This is a genomic window from Actinomadura barringtoniae (assembly GCF_017573505.1).
GTDB classification, from domain to species: Bacteria; Actinomycetota; Actinomycetes; order Streptosporangiales; family Streptosporangiaceae; genus Spirillospora; species Spirillospora barringtoniae.
The window spans coordinates 379,858-404,511 of record NZ_JAGEOJ010000003.1 but is presented as its reverse complement, the minus strand read 5'-3'; the positions used below and the strand labels follow the sequence as shown (position 1 = coordinate 404,511).

The 24,654-nt window shown below is 68.8% G+C and carries 18 protein-coding genes, 1 tRNA gene and 1 pseudogene; 6 read left to right on the top strand and 14 right to left on the bottom strand.

Features of this window, described 5'->3' with window-relative positions; all coding sequences use genetic code 11:
• Positions 1–9: 9 nt before the first annotated feature.
• Positions 10–681: a hypothetical protein gene (locus J4573_RS08820; protein ID WP_208254780.1), complete on the bottom strand. Its 672-nt coding sequence runs from the start codon at positions 679–681 to the stop codon at positions 10–12.
• Between the two features lie 830 nt (positions 682–1,511).
• Between J4573_RS08820 and J4573_RS08815 the strand changes: the two genes are divergently transcribed.
• The gene (locus J4573_RS08815; protein WP_208254779.1) at positions 1,512–2,873 is read left to right on the top strand and encodes a hypothetical protein; all 1,362 of its coding nucleotides are present in this window, start codon (positions 1,512–1,514) and stop codon (positions 2,871–2,873) included.
• Positions 2,874–2,886: 13 nt separating this feature from the next.
• Here the strand turns inward: J4573_RS08815 and J4573_RS08810 are convergent, their stop codons facing one another.
• The 3 genes and pseudogenes from J4573_RS08810 to J4573_RS08800 form a co-directional block, all read right to left on the bottom strand.
• Positions 2,887–4,674 carry an ABC transporter ATP-binding protein gene (locus J4573_RS08810; RefSeq protein WP_307796560.1) on the bottom strand — a complete coding sequence of 596 codons (1,788 nt, stop codon included), beginning with the start codon at positions 4,672–4,674 and terminating at the stop codon, positions 2,887–2,889.
• A 648-nt stretch (positions 4,675–5,322) separates the two neighbouring features.
• Positions 5,323–5,688, bottom strand: a pseudogene (locus tag J4573_RS56640) (VOC family protein).
• A gap of 560 nt (positions 5,689–6,248) precedes the next feature.
• Positions 6,249–6,321 (bottom strand) — tRNA-Arg (locus tag J4573_RS08800).
• 625 nt (positions 6,322–6,946) lie between these two features.
• Here J4573_RS08800 and J4573_RS08795 point away from each other — a divergent pair.
• Positions 6,947–7,996 (top strand): D-alanyl-D-alanine carboxypeptidase family protein, encoded by a 1,050-nt coding sequence (locus J4573_RS08795; RefSeq protein ID WP_208254778.1) that lies wholly within the window; start codon positions 6,947–6,949, stop codon positions 7,994–7,996.
• 698 nt (positions 7,997–8,694) lie between these two features.
• On the opposite strand, the gene J4573_RS08790 is transcribed toward J4573_RS08795, so the two are convergent.
• The 10 genes from J4573_RS08790 to J4573_RS08750 form a co-directional block, all read right to left on the bottom strand.
• On the bottom strand, positions 8,695–9,105 hold the full coding sequence (locus tag J4573_RS08790) for an MscL family protein (RefSeq protein ID WP_208254777.1): 411 nt from the start codon (positions 9,103–9,105) through the stop codon (positions 8,695–8,697).
• Between the two features lie 74 nt (positions 9,106–9,179).
• Entirely contained in the window at positions 9,180–9,593 is a 414-nt protein-coding gene (gene mscL, locus J4573_RS08785; RefSeq protein ID WP_208254776.1) for a large conductance mechanosensitive channel protein MscL, read from the bottom strand.
• Positions 9,594–9,676: 83 nt separating this feature from the next.
• Positions 9,677–10,081 (bottom strand): large conductance mechanosensitive channel protein MscL, encoded by a 405-nt coding sequence (gene mscL / locus J4573_RS08780; protein ID WP_208254775.1) that lies wholly within the window; start codon positions 10,079–10,081, stop codon positions 9,677–9,679.
• A 1,940-nt stretch (positions 10,082–12,021) separates the two neighbouring features.
• Positions 12,022–12,831, bottom strand: coding sequence for an S-methyl-5'-thioadenosine phosphorylase (locus tag J4573_RS08775; protein WP_208254774.1), 810 nt, complete (start codon positions 12,829–12,831; stop codon positions 12,022–12,024).
• 587 nt (positions 12,832–13,418) lie between these two features.
• Positions 13,419–15,551: an MMPL family transporter gene (locus J4573_RS08770; protein ID WP_208254773.1), complete on the bottom strand. Its 2,133-nt coding sequence runs from the start codon at positions 15,549–15,551 to the stop codon at positions 13,419–13,421.
• Between the two features lie 900 nt (positions 15,552–16,451).
• Positions 16,452–16,583, bottom strand: coding sequence for a hypothetical protein (locus J4573_RS55990; RefSeq protein ID WP_307796558.1), 132 nt, complete (start codon positions 16,581–16,583; stop codon positions 16,452–16,454).
• A gap of 437 nt (positions 16,584–17,020) precedes the next feature.
• Positions 17,021–17,389, bottom strand: a complete 369-nt coding sequence (locus tag J4573_RS08765) for an FmdB family zinc ribbon protein (RefSeq protein WP_208254772.1) — start codon at positions 17,387–17,389, stop codon at positions 17,021–17,023.
• Positions 17,390–17,500: 111 nt separating this feature from the next.
• Positions 17,501–18,988 (bottom strand): potassium/proton antiporter, encoded by a 1,488-nt coding sequence (locus J4573_RS08760; RefSeq protein ID WP_208254771.1) that lies wholly within the window; start codon positions 18,986–18,988, stop codon positions 17,501–17,503.
• A gap of 273 nt (positions 18,989–19,261) precedes the next feature.
• On the bottom strand, positions 19,262–20,254 hold the full coding sequence (locus J4573_RS08755) for a 2-hydroxyacid dehydrogenase (RefSeq protein WP_208254770.1): 993 nt from the start codon (positions 20,252–20,254) through the stop codon (positions 19,262–19,264).
• Positions 20,255–20,312: 58 nt separating this feature from the next.
• A complete protein-coding gene (locus J4573_RS08750; RefSeq protein WP_307796579.1) occupies positions 20,313–20,897 on the bottom strand; it encodes a 5-formyltetrahydrofolate cyclo-ligase in 585 nt (194 codons plus the stop codon).
• A 60-nt stretch (positions 20,898–20,957) separates the two neighbouring features.
• On the opposite strand from J4573_RS08750, the gene galU reads away from it, so the two are divergent.
• From galU to J4573_RS08730, 4 genes are all read left to right on the top strand, one after another.
• Positions 20,958–21,881: a UTP--glucose-1-phosphate uridylyltransferase GalU gene (gene galU / locus J4573_RS08745; protein ID WP_208254768.1), complete on the top strand. Its 924-nt coding sequence runs from the start codon at positions 20,958–20,960 to the stop codon at positions 21,879–21,881.
• 466 nt (positions 21,882–22,347) lie between these two features.
• The gene (glp, locus tag J4573_RS08740; RefSeq protein ID WP_208254767.1) at positions 22,348–23,556 is read left to right on the top strand and encodes a molybdotransferase-like divisome protein Glp; all 1,209 of its coding nucleotides are present in this window, start codon (positions 22,348–22,350) and stop codon (positions 23,554–23,556) included.
• A 123-nt stretch (positions 23,557–23,679) separates the two neighbouring features.
• Entirely contained in the window at positions 23,680–24,162 is a 483-nt protein-coding gene (gene moaC / locus J4573_RS08735; protein WP_208255026.1) for a cyclic pyranopterin monophosphate synthase MoaC, read from the top strand.
• Positions 24,159–24,650 (top strand): MogA/MoaB family molybdenum cofactor biosynthesis protein, encoded by a 492-nt coding sequence (locus tag J4573_RS08730; protein WP_208254766.1) that lies wholly within the window; start codon positions 24,159–24,161, stop codon positions 24,648–24,650. The genes moaC and J4573_RS08730 overlap by 4 nt, the downstream gene beginning before the upstream one ends.
• The last annotated feature ends 4 nt before the right edge of the window (positions 24,651–24,654 follow it).

The window sequence follows — 24,654 nt, the reverse complement described above, 5'->3', positions numbered from 1 at the left end:
TGCCCAAAGTCATGAGTAAGGGGCGATTGCATCCACCAGGTCGCTGAAGGGCGGCGGCACCGTTGAGCCGATGCGGGTCACGGCTGATACAAGACGGCCTGTCACCCCGGCTTCGATGGACACGTCCAGATCCCGGGGGCGAGACCATTCCGCGGCCTCCGCTTCTGTGAATCCACGATCCAGGACACCAAGGAAGAAGTGGTAGCCGGTTGGTCCGAACAGGTCCAGAGGCGCCCACGCGCCGCGGACCTGTCGCTCGAGCAGCCTGTCACGCCCGTTGGTCAGGGGTGGCGCTGTGTCGTAGAGCAGTTGCTCATCATCGGAAAGGCGCGTGCGCATGTGCCGCGCGAGACCGCCAGGAGGTTGCGGGTCTGCCGAAGGTCTGGCGGACCGCGTCTGTGCGGGCCGCTCATGCCGGCCGGAGGAAGATCGGCCTTGTCCGACCAAGAGTTCGTCTTCGTCAGATTCATCTGCGAGCGCATCCAGGGATCCGGCGTAGTGCTCCAGCGCTCCTTCTTCAGGAACGACGACCAAGTGTTGATGGCGCGGATCATCGCGCGGCCCCTCCTCCAGCCGGTAGTCGAAGAAATCAACAATGGTCTGGTCTCCGGTGAGGCATGACCAGCTCATAAAGAACGGGTGCTTGTCGAAGGTATCAGACCAAACGAGCAGGTCGTTCAAGCGGTTCATTTGAGGTTGGGAAGGCGGTGCGGCGGGAGCCTTTGAGGAACGTCCGCGTGCCTCTCCTGCTATGTATCCTCCAGGGAGGGAGTACAAGAGATCGGGGCGCACGCCGTTGGTCTTGTATCCCTTGAGGCGAGTCGGCAACACATCGAAGTTGGCGACGATGGTCTGCCGTGGTCGCCATCCATAGAGCTCGGATGCGCTCCCAGCGAGGAGCCCGAGCCCCACGCTCTCCGAGATCAACCTGCGAACATGGCCAGAGCTGGACTGGAACTGTGGTTGAAGTAGGCGCAGTTCCTGGCGGGGGCCGCTGTCGGTTGTCAAGCAAAGAATGAGTCGCAACTCGTGGTGCCGGGCCCAGAATCCTGTAGCTCCCTTAGCTGATGCCACAAGCGCGTTAACATTGAGGAGAGCAGGCAGGTCTACGTCCACTTCGACTGTTGGATCGCTTTTCATGGCTGGATCGACCCAATGGTCGCCAGCCGAGTCCACGCGAGTGAAGAATTGGTGACGGCGAAGCCGGATCATTGACATGATGGCCACGGTATCGGACGAACTGCAGCATGGCTCGGCAGTGGGAGAATTGTTATTGCCGACTGGGATAACCCGGAGAAGCGGGATCGGAGTCCATTCGCGACGTCAACGCCCGCGCCGCCGACTTCAGCGCGGAACGCCGGTAGCATGATGGCCTCGGGATCTGACATTGACCCCGCATTGTCCTGATGTGGCCTCGACCGGGTGTAACAGTCGCATGTGACGTATGGGCTGCTATAAGTGATCATCACCCGATTCGGGCTCATCACTTTGGCGGGCCGGTGGAGGTCGTCATGCGGGTTCTGGCCTGTCCGGTCATTGTCGTTGCCGTCGCGGTCGTACCGCCGTTCGCGGCGAGTTCGGCCGTGGCGGCAACAGCGGTCGCGGTGCGAAGCGCGGGTGCGGCCCGCATCGATGACTTCACCGTCTGGCCCTCCCACGCCGATGCCGATCACAGGGTTCATTTCAGCGGCCGGCTGGTGACTGTGGACGACGATGGAACGCCGCGGTCATTGCCGGACGAGTTCATCGACGTCCAGGAGCGCGCGGGCACGACGTTGGTCGGTTACGCAGACGCGATCACGGATTCCTCCGGGCGGTTCGCCGGTGACCTGACGGTCGACCAGGACGGCACGGTGCTCGCCCAGTCGGCTGCCGGAGTCAAGAGCGCAGCCGTTCCGGTGACCGTGACGACCGCGCGCACACGGCTCAGCGGGACGCTCTCGCCGGCCCAACCCGCCGGTGGTGACATCGCCCAGATCACCGGTCGGCTGGAGCGCCAGACCACGGGTGGCGACTGGGTTCCCATGGGTGACCGTCCGATCAGCTTCTTTCGACCGGACGGTCAGCCGGCGCAGGTTCCCTGGCGTACCAAAGCCGACGGTAGCTTCATCGCCACGTTCCGGGCCGGTGCTGCCACGTCGTGGAAGCTCGGGTTCGTTCCCGGTGCGCTGGCCTTCGCTCCGGCGCAGGTGACCGTCTCGGTGCGGGATCCCGCCCATCTGCTCTACAGGAGCGGCTTCAACAACTTCGGCCTGAACGCTCACTGGAACGGCAGAGGCTATGACGTACTGCCGGGCGACACGTTCCATCTCGGGGCGGATCTGTGGGGCTGGAACCCTGGGAGCCAGCAGACGCTGACCGGTCGCCGGGCATGGCTGGAGTTCTCCGCTGACGGTACGACCTGGGCACGTACCCGGTTCTCCCGTGCCACCGATCGCGAGGGCATGGCCGACATCGCGGTGCAGACCCGGGCCGCCGGCCACTGGCGTATGAGCTTCGACGGTGATGCCAGATACACCCCCGCAAGGACCTCCTCCATCTTCGTCGGGATCCGCAAGCCCACGGCCAGCCGGTTCATCGCGTTCAAGGCAACGCCCACCTCGGTCCGGAAGGGCCGAACCCTCACGATCACCGGAACGGTGCAGGGGCTCGGACGCATCGGAAAGGGGCGCGCCATCGGGCCTGTCACCGTCTATTTCAGACCTAGGGGCTCGCGGTCCTGGAGAAAGGTCAAGACCGTCGTCCTGCGTGGATCGGGCTCGTTCAAGGTCAGTGCGAAGGCCGCGAGGAGCGGCACGTGGAAAGCCCACTTCGCCGGCGACGGGAATGACCTTCCGGTCACCAGCCGGTATGTCTACATCACCGTGCGCTGACCCGAACGCAGCGTCAGGCCGGGCGGGGGTCAAGGTGGTCCAGGGCGGCTTCCTCCGTGTCTTCCTCGGTGAGGAATCCGCCGGACTGGTGGCGCCAGAGACGGGCGTAAGGGCCGTCGGCGCGGAGGAGGTCCTGATGGGTGCCCTGCTCAAGGACGCGGCCACGGTCGAGGACGATCAGGCGGTCCATGCGTACCACCGTGCTCAAACGGTGCGCGACGACGATGGCCGTACGGTCGCTCATCAGGCGCCACAACGCCTCCTGAACGAGGATCTCGCTCTCGGAGTCCAGCGCGCTGGTCGCCTCATCCAACAGCAGGATCGGGGCGTCGCGCAGGATAGCCCGGGCGAGCGCTAGCCGCTGCCGCTGGCCGCCGGAGAGCTTGACGCCCCGTTCGCCGACCAGCGTGTCGAAGCCGTCCGGAAGGGACTCGGCGAACTCGGTGACGTGGGCCGCCCGCGCCGCTTCGAGGACCTCGGCCTCCGTCGCCCCCGGCCGTGCGAAGGCGATGTTGTCGTGCACCGATCGGTGGAACATCGCGGGCTCCTGCGGCACGTAGGCGATCAGGCTGCGCAGGTCGGCCTGGCTCAGCTGGGAGATGTCCTGGCCGCCGATGACGATCCGGCCGCCGTTGACGTCCATGAGCCGCAGCAGCAGCCGGGTGAGGGTGGTCTTGCCGCCGCCGGACCGCCCCACCAGGCCGATCTTGGCACCGCTCGGAATCTCCAGGTCCAGTGCCTCGAACAACGGCGGACCGCTCCCGTGCGCGAAATGCACCCGTTCGAAACGGACGGCCGCGCCTGCCGGGCTGAGCGGCTGCGGGTCCGGCGGATCCACGACGGCGGGCGGGCTCAGCATCAGCTCGGTGAACTGCGCGGCCTCCGTCAGCGTGCTCTCCATCCGCCGGTAGACCTGGTTGAACTCGAACATGATCCGGGTCGCGCCTGAGTAGTAGGTGAACGTCACCACGATGACCTCCACCCCGAGGCCGCCGCGCAGCGCCGCCGCGGCGAGCAGCCCCAGGACACTGGTCAGGATCGACATCGGCGCGACGATCGTGTCGACGCGAAGGTTGCCGTAGTCCCAGGAACGCAGCGACAGGCGAGCCTGCTCGGCGGCCCGCTGCCGGAACTCGGTGGCCTCCCGGTCCTCCGCAGCGAACGCCCGCACCGTCTCCATGTTGGTCAGCACGTCGGCGACATGGCCCGACACCCGCACCTTGGCCGCCTCCCGTTCGTCCACGAGCGCCTGCCTCCGGCGGATGAACGGCGCGACGAGGAGACCCGTCACGAAGATCAACACCACCAGCACCAGAACCAGGACCGGGTGGTAGCGCCACAAGATCACTGAAGCGAACCCCAGCGGGATCACGTTCGCCATGATCGAGAACGTCAGGGTGTCGGTGAACTGCTCGAACCCGCCGGAGAAGTTCAGAATCCGTTTGGTCAGCGACCCGGCGAAGTTGTCGTGAAAGAACGCGGCGTCCTTGGCCAGCAACTCGTCCATACCAAGGTTGCCGAGCAACTCGATGCCCCGGGCGTCAGTCCGGTTGAGAAAATGAATCCCCAACCGCCACAACGTCTCGCCCGCCAGCATCAGCCCGCCGAAAGCCGCGACATACGGAAGAAGCGCCCCGAAATCGCTTTCCCCGCCACCGGCCAGGTGCCCCACCAGCGCGGCCACCACAAGCGGCGACAGGTAGTAAATGCAGGTGTTCCCGAGCGCCGGAAGCGTCGTCGCGAGAACCGATATCCGCCACAGGCGGCGCAGCATGCCACAGTAGTAGCGCAGCGCCAGCACGACTGCCCGCCTCCGGGGCGACGGATCCTCCTTGACGCCACCTCGTACCCCGAACACAGACAACCGCCCTCCCGCCACATCGCCGCCGCCCCCATGCTGCCCCGCCCCGCCCACCCCGCGCGAACCCTTTTCCGTGCCCCAAAGGCAGGACCGAAACCCCTCTCCCACCGCTAGCTCAATGACAGCCCTTTGGCCCAGCCCTGATCACAAAACCCCAAGGGCTCCAGCACTTCATGCATGAAGTCGGGATCTGTGACCGTTCCGGCCCTCTTAGCAATGCAGGGCATATTTCCCCTGCTAAAAGCAGTCGTCCGCGAGAAACCCCGAATGCGGAGCACGCTCCCGAAGGCGCTAGGCGCCATTACCGGAATGATGATCTGAGGAAGGAAGGCCGGGTGACCCGCAGCAACCTGCGTGTCACCAGCGCCGTGTGCGCCATCCCGGTCAAGGCCGACCAGGCCCGGAACCGAAGGAAACGCGGCTCCCGGAGCGGCCTTCCGCCGAAGTTCGACCGCGGCCATCAACGAGTGGCTGTGACCAGCACATCTGACGCTATGCCTCTCCGAGGCGGCCAGCAGCTGATGAACCGCTCGCCCAAGCCTGGGCGCTACGGCGTCTGACGGGGGATACCTGGCACTGCCGGTGATGTCAGGAAGACGTCAGGCAGAAGGGGTGGCCGGCCGGATCCAGGAGTACCCGCCAGCGTCCGTCGCCGGGCTGATGGTCCGGTTTGGCCGCGCCGAGTCCCAGGGCCAGCTCTTCCATCGCATCGAGGTCGTCAGCGCGGAAATCCAGGTGGAGCTGTTGTGGCACGTCCTGACCCGGCCACTGCGGAGCCCGTTATCCGTCAACCCTCTGGAATCCCAGATCACAGCCGGAGTCGTCGGTCAGAGCGACGAACTCGTCCGCGCTGAAGAGTTCGCGCATCCCGGTCAGTGCACCGTAGAAGTCCGCCAGCGTCTGCGGGTCGGCACAGTCCAGCGTCACCCCTCGCAGCACAGCGCCTGGCACCATTCGCTCCTTCGCGTCCGCGTCTGTCTCCGTGAGCCGCCGCTGCACGCGATCACCGGCGATAGCCACACCGTACTCGCCACATCCACCGCTGAAGTAGCGGTTTATACGGGCCCTAGGTCCTCACCAGGACGGGCGGCGCTGCTCCCGGCGTTGGACCCTGCCGTGGTTTCCGTGGTCAGGTCGCGAGAGCTCTCTGGCCGTCGCCTGCTCCGGTGGGATCTCGGTCGATCTTGACGGCCTTCGTGCGGGTTTCGGTGGGGCACGGCGCGTACGGCTCTCAAGAACACCGACGACCGGGACGCTGGCCTGCTTGTGTGCGAGCAGGCAGCTTGGCGGCGCCACGGTCGGGGAAGCCTGCTGGCCACGACATCGAATCAGCCTGGTCCCTGCCGGCCACCTCGGCGAGCCGATCAATATGGAAGGCAGGCGTGGAGGCCTTCCAGGTCGTTGGCTGGAGGTCAGGAACGCTGCATGAGCGCAGGGACGAACCAGGAATCTCCGGATGGAGAGGGGACGTAACCTTTGAGACGGGTCATGATCAAGACTGGGATGTCAGGAAGCGCCCCCGGCAGGATTCGAACCTGCGACACCCGCTTTAGGAGAGCGGTGCTCTATCCCCTGAGCTACGGAGGCCTGTCGTTCGCTCGCCGGACGAGCGTAGCGGACGGCACATACAGAGTAGGGGAACGGGTGGACCGATCGCTCCTCAGTTAGGGAGTGGCCCGGGTGTTGGGTGGGGGCTATAGGCCTGATGGGGTTCCAATCGGTACGCTTCGGTGCCGTGACGGGTCGGCATCGGGAGGATGAAGCGGGCGGCACTTCTGTGCGCCGGCGGATCCTCGTCGGTGCCGGGGTGGCCGTTCCGGTGCTGGCGGTGGGGCTCTTCGTGGGGCTTCGCGGCTCCGGTTCCTCGGGGGACCGTCCCGATGCGGCGGGTGCGGCCGTTCTGGTGGCGCCCTCACCGGTCGTGCCGAAGAACCATCCGACGTTCGGTGAGTACGTTCCGCCGAAGCCGGCCGCCAAGCCGTCGCCGCCTCCACCCACGCCCAAACCCCGGACCAGTCCCACCCGCAGGCCGTCGCCGCCGCCGAAAGCAAAGCAGCCGTGCCCGCAAGGGTGGGAGGACATCCCTATGCTGCGCCGATGGTGCCAGCACCACGGTTACTCACTCCGCTGAGACCGTTACACACAGGTCACTCAGGAACCTGTAGTAGCGTTCCTGCGGCTGAAACGCTTTGAGGCATCGGGAGGAACCCACGTGCCAACCCCTCGGTCGGCTTCGCTGGCCGCGGTCTTCCTGGTGATGACGATGATCGGTGCGCCCGTGGCGCAGGGAAGAGCCGCGGCGCGTGAGGGCAACCCCCTCGACGCTCTGCGGCGGCAGGCCTCCCAGGCCCGCAAGGACCTGGAGAAGGTCACCAAGTCCATGGAGGGCCGCAAGAAGGCGCTGAACGAGTCGCAGGGAAAGCTGCGCGCCACCCTGCAGGACCTCGGCAAGGCGGAGGCGGCCCTCAACAAGATCCGCGGACCGCTCGCAGCGCTGGCGAACGCCTCGTATCAGCAGCCGGGCTCGGCCGGGTCCATGGCGATCTTCGGCGGCGGTTCGCCGGACGCCGCCCTCCGATCGACGGCCGACGTGACGGCCATGGCGAACGGCCAGGACGCGCTCGTACGGCAGGCCGACGACCTGCAGCGGCGCAAGCAGCAACTGTCGTCGGCGGCGCAGGACCTGCAGTCGCAGAACGCGGTGGCGCAGACCAAACTGCAGCAGGAGATCGACGGGCTCAAGAACAAGTCGGCCCAGCTGACCAAGCAGCTGACGGCGATGCTCAACAAGATGGGCGTGGACCGCGACAAAAGGCTCGAACTGGGCTGCGACAAGGACCTCGCGTCGGACGCCAAGAAGTACCCGAACGGTCTGATCCCGAGCAAGTACCTGTGCCCCTTGCCCCAGAAGGGCCACGAACTCCGAGCCGACGCCGCGCTGGCCTTCTACAAGCTGAACTCCGCGTGGAAGAAGCATTTCGGGCACGACATGTGCGTCACCTCCTCCTACCGCAGCCTGGCCGACCAGCAGCGGGTGTACGTCCAGCGCCCAGGCTTCGCCGCGGTCCCAGGCACCAGCAACCACGGCAAGGGCCAAGCCGTCGACTTCTGCGGCGGCGTCCAGAGCTCCGGCTCCGTCCAGTTCAACTGGATGGTCTCCCACGCCAAGACCTACGGCTGGCGTCACCCCGCCTGGGCCTACAGCAACCCCTTCGAGCCCTGGCACTGGGAATTCGGCACCGAAGACACCAACAGCGACTAACCCCCCAACCGCTAACCCAAGCCCCCCAACCAGTCGCCCCACCACGCCCCCGACCGGCTGCCCTGAACCCAACGGCAATCTGGCCCACGACCGGCAGGTCCGACAACCTAACCCCCGGCTCGCCCCCGGACCCACGGCTGGCCGACCCGCCGTGCTTCCGGCCGGCTGTCCTGGGCCCACGGCTGCCTAGCCCGAGACTCGTTCTCCGGACCACGGCTGGCTGGTCCGGGACCTGCGACTCGCTGGCCCGGATCCGACGACCGGTCGGCCCGGCGTCTATGACGGGTGGGCCTGGGGCCTTTGGCTGGCTGGTTCGGGGCCTGCGACCGATTGGCCCGAGGTCCCGGCTGACGGTGGGTCGGCAGGGCGTTCTTTGGTGGGCTTGCTCAAAGAGACCATGGCGCCCAGGTGTCTGGAACCCGGGTGGCGGGGCGCCCGCGCTGTCGCTAGTTCTTGGTGCGATCCGCGCGCTTCAGCAGGTCTCCTCCGTAGCCCCGGCGGACGCGGCCACGTGCGGCAGGCAAGGACCCCTGGCCGCAACCGAGCCTGTGCGACCGGGACCACAGAGCTTTGTCCCAGAACTGGGTGGCCGGGGCCTCGGGGGCGGGACGGCCGGGTCACGGGCGACTGGGCGGTCGAGGCCACGGGACTGTAGGGCAGGAGCCTGGATGCGGGGTCTGAGGCTTGGATTGCAGTGGCTATGGGGCGTGGGTGGCGGGGACCACTTCGGAGGTGCAGAACTGGCAGCGGCGGGCGCGGACGGGGATGTCGGCGAGGCACTGCGGGCACTCTCGTTCGGCCGCCACCTTGTTGCGGTCCAGGCGCTTGAGCAGCCTGGCCGTTGGCGACACCAGCAGGAAGTAGACGATCAGTGCGGTGATGAAGAACGAGATCGCCGAGGTGACGAAGACGCCGTACGGGAACTTCGTGCCGTGGATCGTGAACGCGAGGCTTGTGTAGTCATGCTTGCCGCCCAGCAGGGCGATCAGCGGCGCGATGAAGGACGTCGAGAAGTCCTTCACCAGCGTCGCGAATGCCGCTCCGACCACGAACGCGACTGCGAGGTCGACGAGATTGCCGCGGATCAGGAATGACTTGAAGCCGCCCATAGAGAAGCTCCTTGCGGGGGGTGAGGGGTCGGTTACCGGTCGGCCTCTTACCCGGTTCGGCGGCTCATGAACGTTCAGACGGCGGGGACGGCGGCGTCGTCCAGCACCGAGGTACAGAAGCGGCAGCGGGAGGCCTTGATGGGGATCTCGCTGAGGCACTGCGGGCACTCGCGTTCGGTGGCCTCCTCCTTGCGGGCCATCCGTTCGAGCAGCTTCGCGATCGGGAGCACGACCAGGAAGTAGATGATCGCGGCGGTGATGAGGAACGAGATCGCCGAGGTCAGGAAGACGCCGTACGGGAACGGCGTCCCGTTGATCTTCACGGCCAGGTTCGTGAAGTCGGGCTTGCCGCCGACCAGCGCCAGCAGCGGCCCGATGAACGATTTGACGAAGTCGTTGACCAGGCCGTTGAACGCGGCGCCGACGACCACGGCGACCGCCAGATCGACGAGGTTGCCCCTGATCAGAAACTTCTTGAAGCCCGACACGTGGTGATGCCCTTCCGCTCTGTGACACGACAAAGCTGGAAGGTTACTGCCCGAAATCCCAACAAGGGGTAATTAGGGGCGATTCAGGCTGCGGTCGGGGTGACCTCCGAGGCGCAGAACTTGCAGCGGGTGGCCTTGTCCGGGATCTCGCTGAGGCACTCGGGGCAGTCGCGTTCGCTGGCCTCGACGGCCTTGGTGAACCGCTCGACGAACATGCTCGCCGGCTTCACCACGAGGAAGTAGATGACCGCCGCGATGATGATGAACGAGATCAGCGCGTTGATGAACACCCCGTAGGTGAACTTCGCCCCGTTGATCGTGAAGTACATGTGGGCGAAGTCGGGCTTCCCGCCGATCGCCGCGATGAGCGGCGTGATGAACGAGGACACCAGCGCGTTGACCAGCGAACTGAACGCGGCGCCGATGACGACCGCGACCGCCAGGTCGATGAGGTTTCCCCGCAGGAGGAACTTCTTGAAGCCTTCCATCAGACCCCTAAATCGTGACCGATCGGCTACTTACCGTTAGCTACCCACGATAGTAAACGACAATCTTGATCGGCCCGAGGTTGCCGAGATAGCCGCCGCCTGTCTCGCAGACGCCGCCACGACCACCAGCGCCCCGTCCTCTCCACTCGCTCCTCGCGGCACCACGATGACCGGCACCTCCCGAGCCACCATCACCACCCCCGAGACGTCCGTACCCCGAGGAACGCTCCCGCCCCAAGCCGCGTCCCTGCCCTGAGACACGCTCCCAGCCGAAGCCGCGTCCTGACTCTGAGCGGTGCCACCACCCCAAGGTGCATTCCTGCCTGGAGGCACGCCTTCGCTCTGAGACGCGTCCCTGCCCGAGGGTGCGCTTCCGTCCCAGGGTGCGCCCCCGGCCCGAGGCGGGTGCTTGCTCTGAGGCGCGGGCCAGCCCGAAGCCGCGCTGCCAACCTGGCGTGCGCTCCCGTCCGGCGGTGCGCTCCCGTCCGGCGGTGCGCTCCCGTCCGGCGGTGCGCTCCCGTCCGGCGCTGCGCTCCCGCCCCGAGGGGCGTGCCTGCCCCGAGATGTGTGCCCGCTCGAAAGCGTGCCTCCATCTTGGAGCGCGCGCCCGTCGAGACGCGCAGGCCCTCCCGGACCGCGTTCTCTATGAGGGCCGGATCGGCGAGCAGGTCGTGCTGCTGGCCGGTGTCGTGCAGGAGCGCGACCGTACGGGAGGGGTGCGCCCCCACTTTGAGGTGCGTGCCAGCTCGAAGGGGTGCTGCCAGCCTGGGGTGCGCTCCCGCTCAGGGGCGCGTCCCCGACCTGAGGCCCATGCCCGTTCTGAGGGGCGTCCTCGTCGTGAGGTGCCTGCCCGCTCCGAGGCGCAGCTCCACCGCTAGGCGTGCCCTCATCTCCAGGTGTGTCTCCATTTGGAGGCAGGCCACCGAGCAGCCCGTCCGTCGCGTCATCAGCCGCGTCCGCAGCGGCCAGGATGTTGATCCGATCTCCGGGGTGCAGCAGCCGTACGGCCCCTGCGTCGGCCATCCGCACGGGCACCGCCGTGACGCCCGCGCCGTACCCCTGCAACAGTCCAGCGCCAACGAGCCGCGCATCCGTGAGTACCTCCCCACGCCGCATGGCTCCCGCCAGCACCCTCCCCACGACGCCGCCCGCACCGGGCGCCTCGCTCTCCGCCAACCACACCCGGCTGCCGACGGTTGTGGCCCCAGTCGCGAAGCCCGCGCGCGCTGAATCTGCTCCCGCAAGTGGGGACTCTGCGGTCGGCACGTTGATGGCTCCACCAGCGCTGCCGGTGCTCTTGGCGCCCGGACGCCCCTTGCTGATGCGTGCGGTGGGGGTGTTCTGGGTGCGGTTGAGTGGGCTTCTGCCATCCCAGTCCAAGGCGCTGGCGCCGAGGCCGGCATCCGTGTTTGCCTTCGTGGCCATGTCAGCTGACGCAGCTTCCGTGCCAGTTGCCGTGGCGTCTGTGCCAGATGGTGTGGCGTCCGTGTGTGGCGTCTCGGCGGCGGCGCATGTTCTGTCGGCTTCCGCACATGCTGCATGGGCGTCCGCACATGCTGCATGGGCGTCCACGCTGGCGATGGTCGGGGTTCTCGGGGTGGCGACGGCCGGTGTGGTCAGGGTGGTGGTGGCGGGCGTGCTCAGGGTGGTGGTGGCCGGGGTGTTCAGGTTGGAGGTGGTGATTGTGTTCGGGGGGTGCTGGGGCGCGGCTGCATGGGTGGGGGTCGGGCGGTAGGCGCCGGTGGGGACTGCTGGGGATGGGAGCGCGACGGTGGTGAGGTCGCTGGGGCGGAGGGTGGCGCCGGCGCGGAGGTCGTGGGCGGCGGCCAGGACTTGGACGGTCGGGGGCGGGCCGGGGCGGAGGGCCAGGAGGGCGAAGCCGGTGGCGGCCGCGGCGGACAGGGCCGCCAGCGGCCGGCGCCAGCGGGCTAAGCGGGCGTTCATGGGAGCTCCAGGGGGAGCTTCATGCCGTCGAGGGCGTGGCCGCACGGGCAGGTGCGTTCGGCGGGGAGGGCCTGGACCAGATCGGTGACCAGAGTGCGGAGGCGGCCGATGTTCTCGCCGAAGACGCGGAAGACCTCGTCCATCGTGACGCCCTCGCCCTCCTCGATGCCGGCGTCGAGGTCGGTGACCAGGCAGACGGGGGTGTAGCAGAGGGCGAGCTCGCGGGCGAGGACGGCCTCCGGGTGGCCGGTCATGCCGACCAGCGTCCAGCCCTGCGCCGCGAACCACTGCGACTCGGCGCGGGTGGAGAAGCGCGGGCCCTCGATGACGACAAGGGTGCCGCCGTCGACGGGCTCCCAGCCCGCGGTGGCGGCGGTCTTCACGGCGGCGGCGCGGCCTGTGGGGCAGTACGGGTCGGCGAACGAGACGTGGATCGCGGCGCCCTCGTCGTAGTAGGTCTGCGCCCGGCCGCTCGTTCGGTCGACGAACTGGTCGGGGATCGCGAGCGTGCCGGGGCCGTACGTCGGGGTCAGCGCGCCGACCGCGCTCGGGGCCAGGACCTGCCGTACGCCCAGGGAACGCAGCGCCCAGAGGTTGGCGCGGTAGGGGATCTTGTGCGGCGGATACCGGTGGTCGCGGCCGTGGCGGGGGACGAACGCCACCCTGCGGTCGCCCAGCGTGCCGATCGCGATGCGGTCGCTGGGTGCGCCGTACGGGGTGTCGACGTGGACCTCGTCGATGTCGTCGAGGAAGGAGTAGAAGCCGGAGCCACCGATGACTCCGAACTCCGCTGTCTGCGTGGTCATGGCGCCGACACTAGCCACCCGAACGGGACGGACGGGAGAGGCGGCTCGGATTGTGGATAACTCCGAAAGACCCCGGTCATGCGAGGAGAGAAGTGCCCGGCCGGAGGCGACGGAAGGGCTGGCCGGAGGAGGCGGAAGGGTCCGGTTGCAGGAGGTGGAAGGGTCCGGTTGCAGGAGGTGGAAGGACACGGCCGGAGGCAACGAGAGGGTGCGGCCGTCGGCGGTGAGCTTGGGACGGCTGGAGGGAGCGGGAGGGGCTGGTCGCGGCAGGCGGAACGGCTCGGGTGGGAGGAGACGAGGGAGCCGGTCGCAGGGCAGGGGCGGACGAGCCGGTCGCGGGAAGCGAGGGGGCCGGCCGCGGGAGGCGAGGGGCGGTCGGCTGCGGGAGGCGAGAGGCGGTCGCGGGAGGTGAGAGAGCCCGGCCGCGTGAGGTGGTCGGGCCCGGTCAGGTTAGGTAGGTGGGGAGGCTCGGTGACGTGAGGGGGGAGGGGGCTGGGTGGACGAGGTGGCCGGGTCCCCTGGGATGGGACCCGGCCGACCTCTCTCTCCGGGCCCCCGGCGGGTGGGGTGGTGGGCCCGGGGAGCTTTTAGGAGACCGGGTCGAGGACCTTCGGCTCCGTGGACTCGGCCGCGTGGGGCTTGGCCAGGCGGCTGGGGGCCCAGATGCGGCGGCCCAGGTCGTACGACAGGGCGGGCAGCAGCAGGGAACGGACGATGATCGTGTCGACCAGGACGCCGAAGGCGACGACGAAGCCGAGTTCGGCCATGCTCACCAGCGGCAGGGTGGCCAGGGCGGCGAACGTCGCGGCGAGGACCAGGCCGGCGGAGGTGATGACGCCGCCGGTGACGGTCACGCCGCGCAGGATGCCGCGGCGGGTGCCGATGGCCTGCGACTCTTCGCGGACACGGTGCATGAGGAAGATGTTGTAGTCGACCCCGAGCGCCACCAGGAAGATGAACGCCAGCAGCGGGAAGCCCGCGTCGCTGCCCTCGAACCCGAAGCCGTGCTTGAAGATCAGCGCGCTGGCGCCGAGCGAGGCGAGGAACGACAGGACCACGGTCGCGATCATCAGCAGCGGTGCGACGAGGGCGCGGAGCAGCAGGACGAGGATCAGCAGGACGACGCCCAGCACGATCGGGATGATCAGCTTGTTGTCGCTCGCCGCGGCCCGCTTGGTGTCCAGGCCGATGGCGGTGTTGCCGCCGACCTTGGCGTTCGCGGACGGTACGGCGTGGACGGCGTCGCGGAGGCGGTCGATGGTCTTCATCGCGGCGGCACTGTCGGCGGGGTCGCGTAGGGTCGCCTCGTACATGACCCGGCCGTTGGCGGCGACCGGGCGGCTCAGTTCGGCCACGCCCCGGGTGGCGGTGACGGCGCGGGCGACCTGGGCGGACGCGGGGGCGTCGGCGATGACGACGGCGGGGTTGCCGGACCCGGCCGGGAAGTGCCGCGCGACCATCTCCGAACCGGAGACCGAGTCGGGCTTGTTGGTGAACTGACCGGCGTTCGACAGCCCGTCGGTCTTCAGGGCGCCGAGGCCGAGCGTCATGGCGATCAGGCCGATCGAGGTCACGGCCCAGATGACGCGCGGGTGGGCGCTGATGAGGCGGGCGACGCGGTTCCAGATTCCGTGCTCGGCCTCGTACGCCTCGGCGTCGAGGTACTTGGCGTCGTACCGGGGGATCAGCGGCCAGAACATCCACCGGCCGAAGATGACCAGGAGGGCGGGCAGCAGGGTCGTCATGGCGGCGAGGGCGGTGATGACGCCCACGGCGGCGACCGGGCCGAGGCCCTTGGTGGAGTTCATGTCGGCGACGAGCAGGCAGAGCAGGCCGATCGCGACGGTGGCGGCGGAGGCGATGATCGCGGGGCCCGCGCGGTGCAGGGCGTACGCCATGGCCTCGTGGCGGTCCTGGTGGCGGTGCAGTTCCTCGCGGTAGCGGGCGACGAGGAGCAGCGCGTAGTCGGTGGCGACGCCGAAGACCAGGACGGTCAGGATTCCGGCGCTCTGGCCGTTCACGGTGAGCCCGGCGCTCTTGGCCAGCAGGTAGACGACCGATTGGGAGAGGCCGAGGGCGAACACGGCGCTCAGCACGGGGACGATCCACAGCAGCGGGCTGCGGTAGATGATCAGAAGGAGGACGATCACGACGAGCCCGGCGGCGATCAGCAGGAAGCCGTCCAGCGACTGGAAGATCTTGAACATGTCCGCGCCGCTGCCGGCCGGGCCGGTGACGTGCGCGTTCAGCCCGGGAGGCCCGCGCTTAACGATGTCGCGCACGCTGTCGACGGCGTCGGTCACCTCCTCGTGCCCGATCGGTACGAGGGTCTGGAGCGCCTTGCCGTCCTTGGACGGGAACGGCCCCTGGACCTTCTCGGCGCCCTGCACCTTGCCGAACGCGACGGCGTCCGCCTTGGCCTTGGCCTGGTCCTGCGCCGTCACGCCGCCGGAACGCTCGTAGACGATCACCGCGAGCATCGTCTCGTCCTTGCGGAACTGGTCCTGGAGCTTGACGACCTGGGTGGACTCCGCGCTCTTCGGCAGCCAGTTGACCGCGTCGTTCTTCTCGACGTCGTTCAGCTTGCCCGCCAGCGGCCCGAGGGCCGCCAGCAGGACGACCCATACGGCCAGCACGGCCCATTTCGTACGCCTGCCCGAGACCAGCCCGGCCAAGCGGTGCGCCCAGCCCCCCGGGGCGGCCTGCCTGGGTGCGCTCATCGTTCCCCTCCTGCAACAGTGGACTTCGAGATATGTCGTGAGCCCGACATGTGGCCAGATTGTCTCGCTTCTAGAGAGTTGTCAAGTAGTATCGCGAACTCTCTCTAAAAACGAGCTTCCAGTCGAGAATCCTTGCTGCAAGGGCGCTTTTGTATCGGGAACCCCCCTGAGAGACCCCTGACCTACCCCCCGAGGAACCCCCAAGGACCCCCCGACACACCCGCCACAGCCCACGCTCAGCTGCAGCCGGCTTGTCGATGGGCCTGCCTCCGGTCGGCGCTGACCAACTGCTGGCCTCGGCGGGGCCACCGGTTGCTGTGGATCTGTTGCGGGCTCGTTGTCGTGCGCCGGCGCCGGTTGCGGTGGACCGCCGGAGGGTGCCCCGGACTGCACGCAGGGCGCCCTGGACTACCACCGGCCGCCGGAGCCTGCCGCCCTGGACTGCCACCGGCCGCCGGGGCCTGCCGCCCCGCGTGCCCTCTGTGCCCTGCCCCTGCGTCATCCCGGCCTCCTCATTCGACCTGGCTTGATCGTGACTTGTGTCCTTGCGGCCAGTCATCGGGCGTGAGAAGTCAACGCGGCTACATCTCTTGATGGGCAGAGCGGGGTGTCCATACATCAATGGGTGTACGGGCGGTGACGTGGCCAGGTCTGCGGGCGGAGGCGGCCCGGGGTGCGGGTGGGTTCTGCCGGATTGCGGGCGGGCGCTAACCCCGTTCGGGACCTGTTCGATACGTGTCCGCTTAGGTGCGCTTCGTGACGGGAATGATCGCTGGCGCGGGCACTTCGGCATGAACGGGGGGAGAAGTGGACGTCGTGGTGTGGCGAGCTGCCTCGCTGCTACTTACCTACCCTGACCAGCGGTTCTACGATCGCCGGCCGATGCTGCGTGCGGCGGTTTCAGAGCTGCCCGAGGGGCATGCGCGTGGCCTGCTGCACGCCTTCCTCGACCACGTCGACCGTACGCCGCCTGTAGGTCTCGCCGTCCAATACCTGGACGCATGCGGCGGTGAGGCCCTCCATCTCACGCACTACAGCGAGTTGGCCGAGGGAACGGCGTGGGGCGCGGGGAGCGAGGCAGGACGGCCCGCACGGCGCGAGCCGGAGCCGAGCGTGTGGCAGGACGCGGGGCGAGAGGCGCTGCGGGAAACGGCGTGGGGCGCGCGGCGGGCGATGTTGGCTCGGTTGGGGGAGCTTTATCGGGGGGTGGGCCTGACTGTGGATGAGGATGAGCCGGCCGACTATCTGCCGATGGTTTTGGAGTACGCGGCGCTGTGCGCGGACGATTGGTTGCTGATTGAGCATCGGGCGGCGCTCGGCCGGATCCGGTCAGCTCTTCGGGGGCGCGGGGCGCCTTACGCGGTGCTTGTTGAGGCGGTCCTCACGACCTTGCCGAACGGGCTTGGAGCGGCAAAGGGACCATGGACGGCACCACAGAGGGCCGTCCACGGTCCTGAAGAACGTGTGGGTCAGGCGACCTTTTCGCTTGAGCCGCCGGAGCTGCTCGTACCGCCCGAGCTGGAGGACGACGAGGACGAGTCGCTCCTGGAGCTCGAACTCGAACTCGAGCTGGAGCTGGAGTCCGAGGAGCCGCCGCTCGAGGACTCGGACTTGCCGTTCGACGAGGACGAGGCGCCCACCGTGGACGACGACTTGCCGGAGCCCCGGCTGTCGGTCCGGTAGAAGCCGCTGCCCTTGAAGATGATGCCCGCGGCCGAAAAGACCTTGCGCAGCTTTCCGCTGCAGTTCGGGCACTCGGTCAGCGCGTCGTCGCTGAACTTCTGCACGACCTCCAGAGGCTCGCCGCACTCGGTGCAAACGTACTGATACGTCGGCACGGTTCCTCCTCGCTGACTCAGCCTCGGGGGCTGGCACTCACTTCGAACGACTGCTAATGGTACCGATACCTGGAACGCGATTCGCCCAGGGCGTATTTCCTTGGATCTTTCTCAGATCCCCTTCTCGCCGAACCAGCCTGCCAGCTTGCCTCGCCGGCTCACCGCGCGGAGGCGCCGTTCGGCGGCCTCGCGTACGGCGGCGGTGGTCACGACCAGCAGGGTGTCACCGGCCTCCAGGGCGGTGGTCGACTCCGGAACGAAGCTCTCACCATCCCGTACGACCAGGGTGATCGACGCGCCCTGGGGGAGGCGCAGCTCGAAGATCTCCACGCCGCTCAGCCGCGAGCCGGGCGGTACCCGGACCTCCAGCAGATCGGCGTGCAGCTCCTCGAGGGGTGCGGCTTCGACGTCCAGCTCGCGTGCCTGCTCGTCGCTCTCGAGGCGGCACCAGCGGGCCACCAGCGGCAGCGTCGGCCCCTGGAGCAGGGTGAAGACCACGACGATGTTGAAGACGATCGCGAACAGCCGGTCCGCGCCCTCGACCTCCTTCACCATCGGGATCGTGGCGAGAACGATCGGCACCGCGCCCCGCAGCCCGGCCCACGAGGCGAAGATCTTCTCGCCGAACGACAGCTTGAAGCCGATCGTGGACAGCATCACCGACAAAGGCCGCGCGACCAGCAGCAGGATGAAGCCGATCACCAGCGCGGGCCACACCTGGGCGGGCAGATCGGCGGGGGAGGCCAGCAAGCCCAGCATCACGAACAGCCCGATCTGGGCCAGCCACGCGATGCCCTCGGCGAATCCGCGGGTGGCGGGGCGGTGCGGCAGCCTGGCGTTCCCCAGAACGAGCGCGCTCACGTACACCGCGAGGAACCCGCTGGCGTGCAGCAACGTGGCGGCGCCGTACGAGCCGACCGCGAGCGACAGCACCGCGATCGGGTAGAGGCCGGAGGCGGGCAGGGCCACGCTGCGCAGGGCGTACGCGCCGAGCCAGCCGATCGCCAAGCCGACCAGACCGCCCGCGATCAGCTCGTACACCATCACCCCGGCCAGCTCGGCCAGGTTCGGCATGGTCGCGTGGGCGGTGCTCAGCGTGACGACGACGATCACGACAGGCGCGTCGTTGAAGCCCGATTCGGCTTCGAGGAGGCCGGTGAGGCGGGAGGGCAGCGGCAATCGGCGCAGCACCGAGAACACCGCGGCGGCGTCGGTCGGCGCGAGCACGGCGGCCAGCAGGAACGCCAGCTGCCAGTTCAGCCCGATCAGCCAGTTGGCGGCGACGGCCACCACCACGATGCTGATCAGCGTTCCGACCGTCGAGACGGCGAGCGCCGCGGGCGCCGATGGGCGTACGGAACGCCAGTTGGTCGTGATGCCGCCCTCGGCGAGGATCAGGACCAGGGCCGCGAGCCCGAGCGTCTCGGCGAGCTCGGCGTTGTCGAAGTTGATGTGGAACGGGCCGGACTCGCCGATGAGCAGGCCGAGCCCCATGTAGGCGAGCAGCGTCGGCAGTCCCGCCCAATGAGAGAGCCGGACCGCGACGATGGCGCAGAGTACCAGCGAGGCCCCGAAGAGTAGCCAGAGATCGAGCTGCACATCCCACCCTTCGCAGGGTCGTAACGGACTGATCGTTAAGAGATCGTACAGATTCACGTACAGATCACATATTTGTGACTGTCCGATCACGGCTTTCGTGACCGAACCCGGAGGTCGGCGCCGAGGCAGCACTGACCCGCCGGTCACACCTGAATACCCATGACAACCGCCGCCCGAGCCGAGTCGAGCCGTACGCCGGGCCGTTTGGGTGGGGGCGGGGAGGAAGAGAGGAGGGAAGCGGGAAGCGGGAAGCGGGAAGCGGGGTTAGCGGGTTTAGCGGCGCTTGATTTCGGGGGGTAGGCCGTTCACCACGTCGATCACCGGGCGGCCCTCGACGGCGGCGGTCACGTTGGCCTGGACCTTGGTCACCAGGGCGATCTGCGACGTACGCGTGCCGCCGGCGGTGTGCGGGGAGGCCAGAACGTTCTCGTGCGTGCGGAGCGGGCTGTCGACGGGCGGCGGTTCCTGGTCGAAGACGTCCAGGGCGGCCCCGGCGAGACGACCCGACTCCAGAGCGGCCAGGACGGCGTCATCAGGGGCGATTCCGCCGCGCGCCACGTTCACCAGGAACGCGCCCTCCGGCAGCAGCGCCAGCTTCTCGGTGCCCAGCAGCCCCTGGGTTTCGGGCGTCAGCGGCACCGCGACCACGAGGATGTCCGAGTGGGCGAGCAGATCGTCGAGCTCGCAGTAGGTCGCGGACGCCTCCGGACGGCGGCTGCGCGACCAGTACGAGACGTCGCATCCGAGCGCCTGGAAGATCCGCGCGGTCTCGGCGCCGATCGCCCCGTACCCGACGATGCCGATCCGCTGCGTGTGGATCTCCCGGGGGCCGCGGCCGGCGATCAGCTCCATCTGCGGCCACTTGCCCTCGCGTACCTTCCGGTCGCCCCAGGCGAGGTGACGGCACAGCGCGAACGCCCCGGCGACCGCCCATTCGGCGACCGCCCGGAAGTTGAAGCCCGCGGTGTTGGCGACCGGCACCCCGGCGGCGGCGAGCGCGTCCAGGTCGAGGCTGTCGGTGCCGACGCTCGGCTGCTGAACGAAGGCCAGGCGGGGCGCGGCCGCCACGGCCTCGGCGTCGAGCGCCAGCTCGCCGGTGAAGTCCCCGATCACGATGTCGGCGTCGGCCAGCGCGGCGTGCAGCCCGGCGCGGTCACGGGTCGCCGGGAAGGTGATCTCCGCGGCGTCGCCGAGCTGCGCGAACAGGGCCCTGACCAGGCCCTCGTCCAGCGGAGGCAGGGAAAGGATCCGCCACTGCGCCGTCATGTCGTACCTCCAGAGCCCGGCGCTTCGGTCGAAGCGGCGCGATCAAGGATTCATCAGCCTAGGGGAAGCGGTGCAGGCCTCCGGAGGGGGTGGCCACGGCGCGCACGCGGTGGTCGTGAGGCTCGGCGGGCAGGGTCTCGACGAGCTCGGCGTCGTACACCAGGCCGATCGTGAGGATGGCCGGGCCGACGCGGGCGAGCGCCCGGTCGTACGATCCGCCGCCGCGACCGAGGCGCATGCCGCTCCGGTCGACCGCCAGCGCCGGGACCAGCACCACGTCCGCGCTGGCCACGGCCCCCGCGCCGCGCGGCGTCTCGGTCGGCTCCAGGAAGCCGTGCGGGCCCGGCGCGAGCGAGTCGGGACCCTCGTACGACGCCCAGTCCAGATCTCCGTCCGGCAGCAGCCGCGGCAGCAGGACGTAGGTGCCGCGCTTCCACAGCGCGAACAGCAGGCCGGCGGTGTCGGGCTCGGTGCCGAACGAGGCGTACGCGGCGATCGTGCCGCCCATCTGAACCTCGGGGGCGTCGAGCACCGCGTCGCGTAGCGCGCGCGCTGCCGCGGACCGCTCCTCAGTGCTCATTCCATTACGGGCCGCAATCAAGGAACGCCGCTGCTCGCTCTTTGTCGAGTTTCTTAGTGAGATTTCAGCCTCCCTCTTAGGCTGGTGCACGTTTTGCTCGCTCTCTGTGGCTAGGGTCTCTGCATGGCCGACATCGAACCAGTACTCAAGGCGGTCGTCCCGGCGGCCGGTCTCGGTACACGATTCTTGCCCGCCACCAAGGCGACCCCCAAGGAAATGCTGCCCATCGTCGACAAGCCGGCGATCCAGTACGTCGTCGAGGAGGCGGTCGCGGCCGGGCTCTCCGACGTACTCATGATCACCGGGCGGAGCAAGCGGTCCATCGAGGACCACTTCGACCGGGCCTACGAGCTGGAGGAGGCGCTCCGCGCCAAGGGCGACGAGGGACGGCTGGCGGCCGTCCGCGAGTCCAGCGACCTGGCGATCATGCACTACGTCCGGCAGGGCGAGCCGCGCGGCCTCGGCCACGCGGTGCACTGCGCCCGCCAGCACGTCGGCCACGAGCCGTTCGCCGTGCTTCTCGGCGACGACATGATCGACGCCCGCGACAACCTGCTCACCCGGATGATCGAGGTCCGGCAGCAGCACGGCGGCAGCGTCGTGGCGCTGATGGAGGTCGAGCCCGACCAGGTCTCCGCGTACGGCTGCGTCGCGATCGAGGACACCGGCGACGCGGACGTCGTGCGGATCACCGACCTCGTCGAGAAGCCCCCGGTGGACGAGGCGCCGAGCAACTGGATCATCATCGGCCGGTACGTCTGCGACCCCGCGGTCTTCGACGTCCTGGAGAAGACCGCGCCCGGCCGCGGCGGCGAGATCCAGCTGACCGACGCCCTTCGTACGCTGGCCGACACCCCTGCCTCGGAGGGCGGCGGCGTGTACGGCGTGAAGTTCCGCGGGCGGCGCTACGACACGGGCAACAAGCTGGAGTACCTGCGCACGGTGGTGCAGTTCGCCTCCGAACGCCAGGACCTCGGCGACGAGTTCATGACCTGGTTGCGCGACTTCGTGGCCCAGCACGACAAGGGCACCTCCGCCAGCTCCTGACGACGACCGGCGCGAGCCGGGGTCCCGAAGCGCAACGCGAAGCAGCGCGAGGGGCCTGAAGCAGCGCTGAAGCAGCGCTGAAGCAGCGCGAGGGGCCTGAAGCGGCGCGAGGGGCGTATGGACGTCATCTCGTCGTACGCGGCGCGGAGGCTTGCCGCCCAGGTGGGTGCGCAGGGACGGTGTTAGTGCAGAGAACGCGGGACTGCTGTCCTGCCGTTCTCTGCCGCAGTACGCAGGTCTCTGCTTGCAGTACGCAGGTCTCTGCCGCAGTACGCAGGGACACGTCCTGCGCGGGCTGCAGGTACACCGGCTCGTGATGGCTGCGAGCTACGCGTTCCGGCATCCGTGCGCCTCGGCATAAGTGCGCGCATGCGGTTTCGCGCAGCCCGCAGGGGATTGCCGTCCTGCCGTACGACATAGGGACTGCCCGTCCCGTGATGACGCGAACGACTGAGGGGTCCCGGGGATGAGAACGGTCGACGAGCATCTGGCGGACATCCTGGGCAACGTCCCGGTACTGCCGCCGCTGGACCTGGCGCTGATGGAGGCCGAAGGGGCGGTGCTCGCCGAGCAGGTCGCCGCCCCCGTACCGCTGCCGCCCTTCGACAACTCGGCCATGGACGGCTACGCGGTCGTGGCCTCCGACGTCGCGACGGCGTCGGAGGCGGAGCCGGCCGTTCTGCCGGTCATCGGCGACATCGCGGCGGGCGACTCGGGCGTATCGGCGATCCGGCCGGGCCTGGCCGCCCGCATCATGACGGGCGCGCCGATGCCCGCCGGGTCCGACGCGGTCATCCCGGTCGAGTGGACCGACGGGGGAACGGCGTCCGTACGGATCAGCCGTTCCGCGCCATCCGGGCATTACATCCGCCGCGCGGGCGAGGACGTGGTCGGCGGGCAGATCGTCGCCGGTCCGGGCACCCGCCTGCGCGCCGCCCAGATCGGCATGCTCGCCGCGGTCGGCCGGGCCCGTGTGCTCGTACGGCCGAAGCCGCGCGTCGTGGTGCTGTCCACGGGCAGCGAGCTGCGCGAGCCGGGAACGGCGCTCGCGCCCGGCCAGATCTGGGACTCCAACAGCTTCATGCTCACCGCCGCCGTGATCGAGGCGGGTGGGGTCGGCTACCGGCAGACCATGGTCGAGGACGATCCGCGTAAGGTCCTGGAGACCCTGGAAGACCAGCTCATGCGCGCCGACGCGCTGATCACGTCGGGCGGCGTCTCGATGGGCGCGCGCGACGTCGTCAAGGAGGTCCTCACCGGCGTCGGGACCGTTCAGTTCAGCAAGGTCGCGATGCGGCCCGGCAAGCCGCAGGGTTTCGGCCTGCTGGAGGGCACGCCGATCTTCACGCTGCCGGGCAACCCGGTGAGCGCGTACGTGTCGTTCCAGGTGTTCGTGAGGCCCGCGCTGCTCGCCATGCAGGGCCTGCCGCCCGCGGCGCTGCCCGTGGTGACGGCCGTCCTGGCCGCCGACGTCACCTCCGGAGCGGGCGTACGGCAGTTCGTGCGCGGGAAGCTGTCGTTCTCCCAGGGCACCTACACCGTCGCGCCCGCCGAGGGCCAGGGCTCCCACCAATTGGCCGCGCTCGCCTCCGCCAACGGGCTGATCATCGTGCCCGAGGATGTCGAAACCCTGCCCGCCGGTTCACAGGTCGAGGTCCTGAGCCTGCCATCATGACCCCTGAACGTTGAGCGCCAGCGCTCGCGCTGAGCACGCTCAGCTAGACCGTTCAAGCTGAACGCTCGTGCTGAGCGCTGGGCGGATCGTGTGGGGAAAGGCGAGGTTGGCGTCATGAGTGCCATGGGTTCGGAGTTCACCGGTTTCACGCACCTGGACGAGTCGGGTGCGGCGCGGATGGTGGACGTGTCGGCCAAGAACGTGTCGGCCCGTACCGCCACGGCGACCGGGTTCGTCCGGCTGTCGGAGGAGTGCGTCGCGGCCCTGCGCGCGGGCGACGTGCCCAAGGGCGACGCGCTGTCGGTGGCGCGGATCGCCGGGATCATGGGCGCCAAGCGCACCCCCGACCTGGTCCCGCTCTGCCACCCCATCGCGCTGCACGGCGTGGCCGTCGAGCTCGCCGTTCAGGACACCGGGGTGGCGATCGAGGCCCGGGTCCGTACGGCCGACCGTACGGGCGTGGAGATGGAGGCGCTCACCTCCGTCACGGTCGCCGCGCTGGCGCTGATCGACATGGTCAAGGCGATCGACCCGGCCGCGACCGTCACCGACGTCCGCGTCGAGGAGAAGACCGGCGGCAAGACCGGCGTCTGGCGGCGTTCATGATCCGCGCGATGGCCGTCACGGTCTCCAACCGGGCAGCGGCGGGCGTGTACGCCGACAAGTCCGGGCCCGTGCTGGTCGAGCTCCTCCAGGACCTCGGCTGCCAGGTGGACGGCCCCGTCGTGATCCCCGACGGCGAGCCCGTCGCCGAGGTGCTGCGCGACGCCGTGGAGGCCGAGTACGACCTGGTCGTGACCACCGGCGGAACAGGCCTGACCCCCATGGACCAGACGCCGGAGATGACGCGCCTCATCATCGAACGCGAGGTCCCCGGCATCGCCGAGGCCATCCGTGGCCAGAACCGCGACGCCGTCCCGACCGCCATCCTGTCCCGGGGCCTGGCGGGCGTGGCCCGCCGCACCCTCATCGTCAACCTCCCCGGCTCAACGGGCGGCGTCCGCGACGGCATTGCGGTCCTCGGCCCGGTCCTCTTCCACGCCGTAGACCAGATAGGCGGCGGCGACCACCCCCGCCCCGAAGAGTCCGCTTAAGCCG

Coding starts and splice junctions, on each gene's coding strand:
- J4573_RS08790 (WP_208254777.1), bottom strand. CDS start 9,105: ATGGGCGGCTTCAAGTCATTCCTGATCCGCGGCAATCTCGTCGACCTC.
- J4573_RS08775 (WP_208254774.1), bottom strand. CDS start 12,831: ATGACCACGCAGACAGCGGAGTTCGGAGTCATCGGTGGCTCCGGCTTC.
- glp (WP_208254767.1), top strand. CDS start 22,348: ATGAGAACGGTCGACGAGCATCTGGCGGACATCCTGGGCAACGTCCCG.
- J4573_RS08755 (WP_208254770.1), bottom strand. CDS start 20,254: ATGACGGCGCAGTGGCGGATCCTTTCCCTGCCTCCGCTGGACGAGGGC.
- J4573_RS08815 (WP_208254779.1), top strand. CDS start 1,512: ATGCGGGTTCTGGCCTGTCCGGTCATTGTCGTTGCCGTCGCGGTCGTA.
- mscL (WP_208254775.1), bottom strand. CDS start 10,081: ATGGAAGGCTTCAAGAAGTTCCTCCTGCGGGGAAACCTCATCGACCTG.
- galU (WP_208254768.1), top strand. CDS start 20,958: ATGGCCGACATCGAACCAGTACTCAAGGCGGTCGTCCCGGCGGCCGGT.
- J4573_RS08770 (WP_208254773.1), bottom strand. CDS start 15,551: ATGAGCGCACCCAGGCAGGCCGCCCCGGGGGGCTGGGCGCACCGCTTG.
- moaC (WP_208255026.1), top strand. CDS start 23,680: ATGGGTTCGGAGTTCACCGGTTTCACGCACCTGGACGAGTCGGGTGCG.
- J4573_RS08730 (WP_208254766.1), top strand. CDS start 24,159: ATGATCCGCGCGATGGCCGTCACGGTCTCCAACCGGGCAGCGGCGGGC.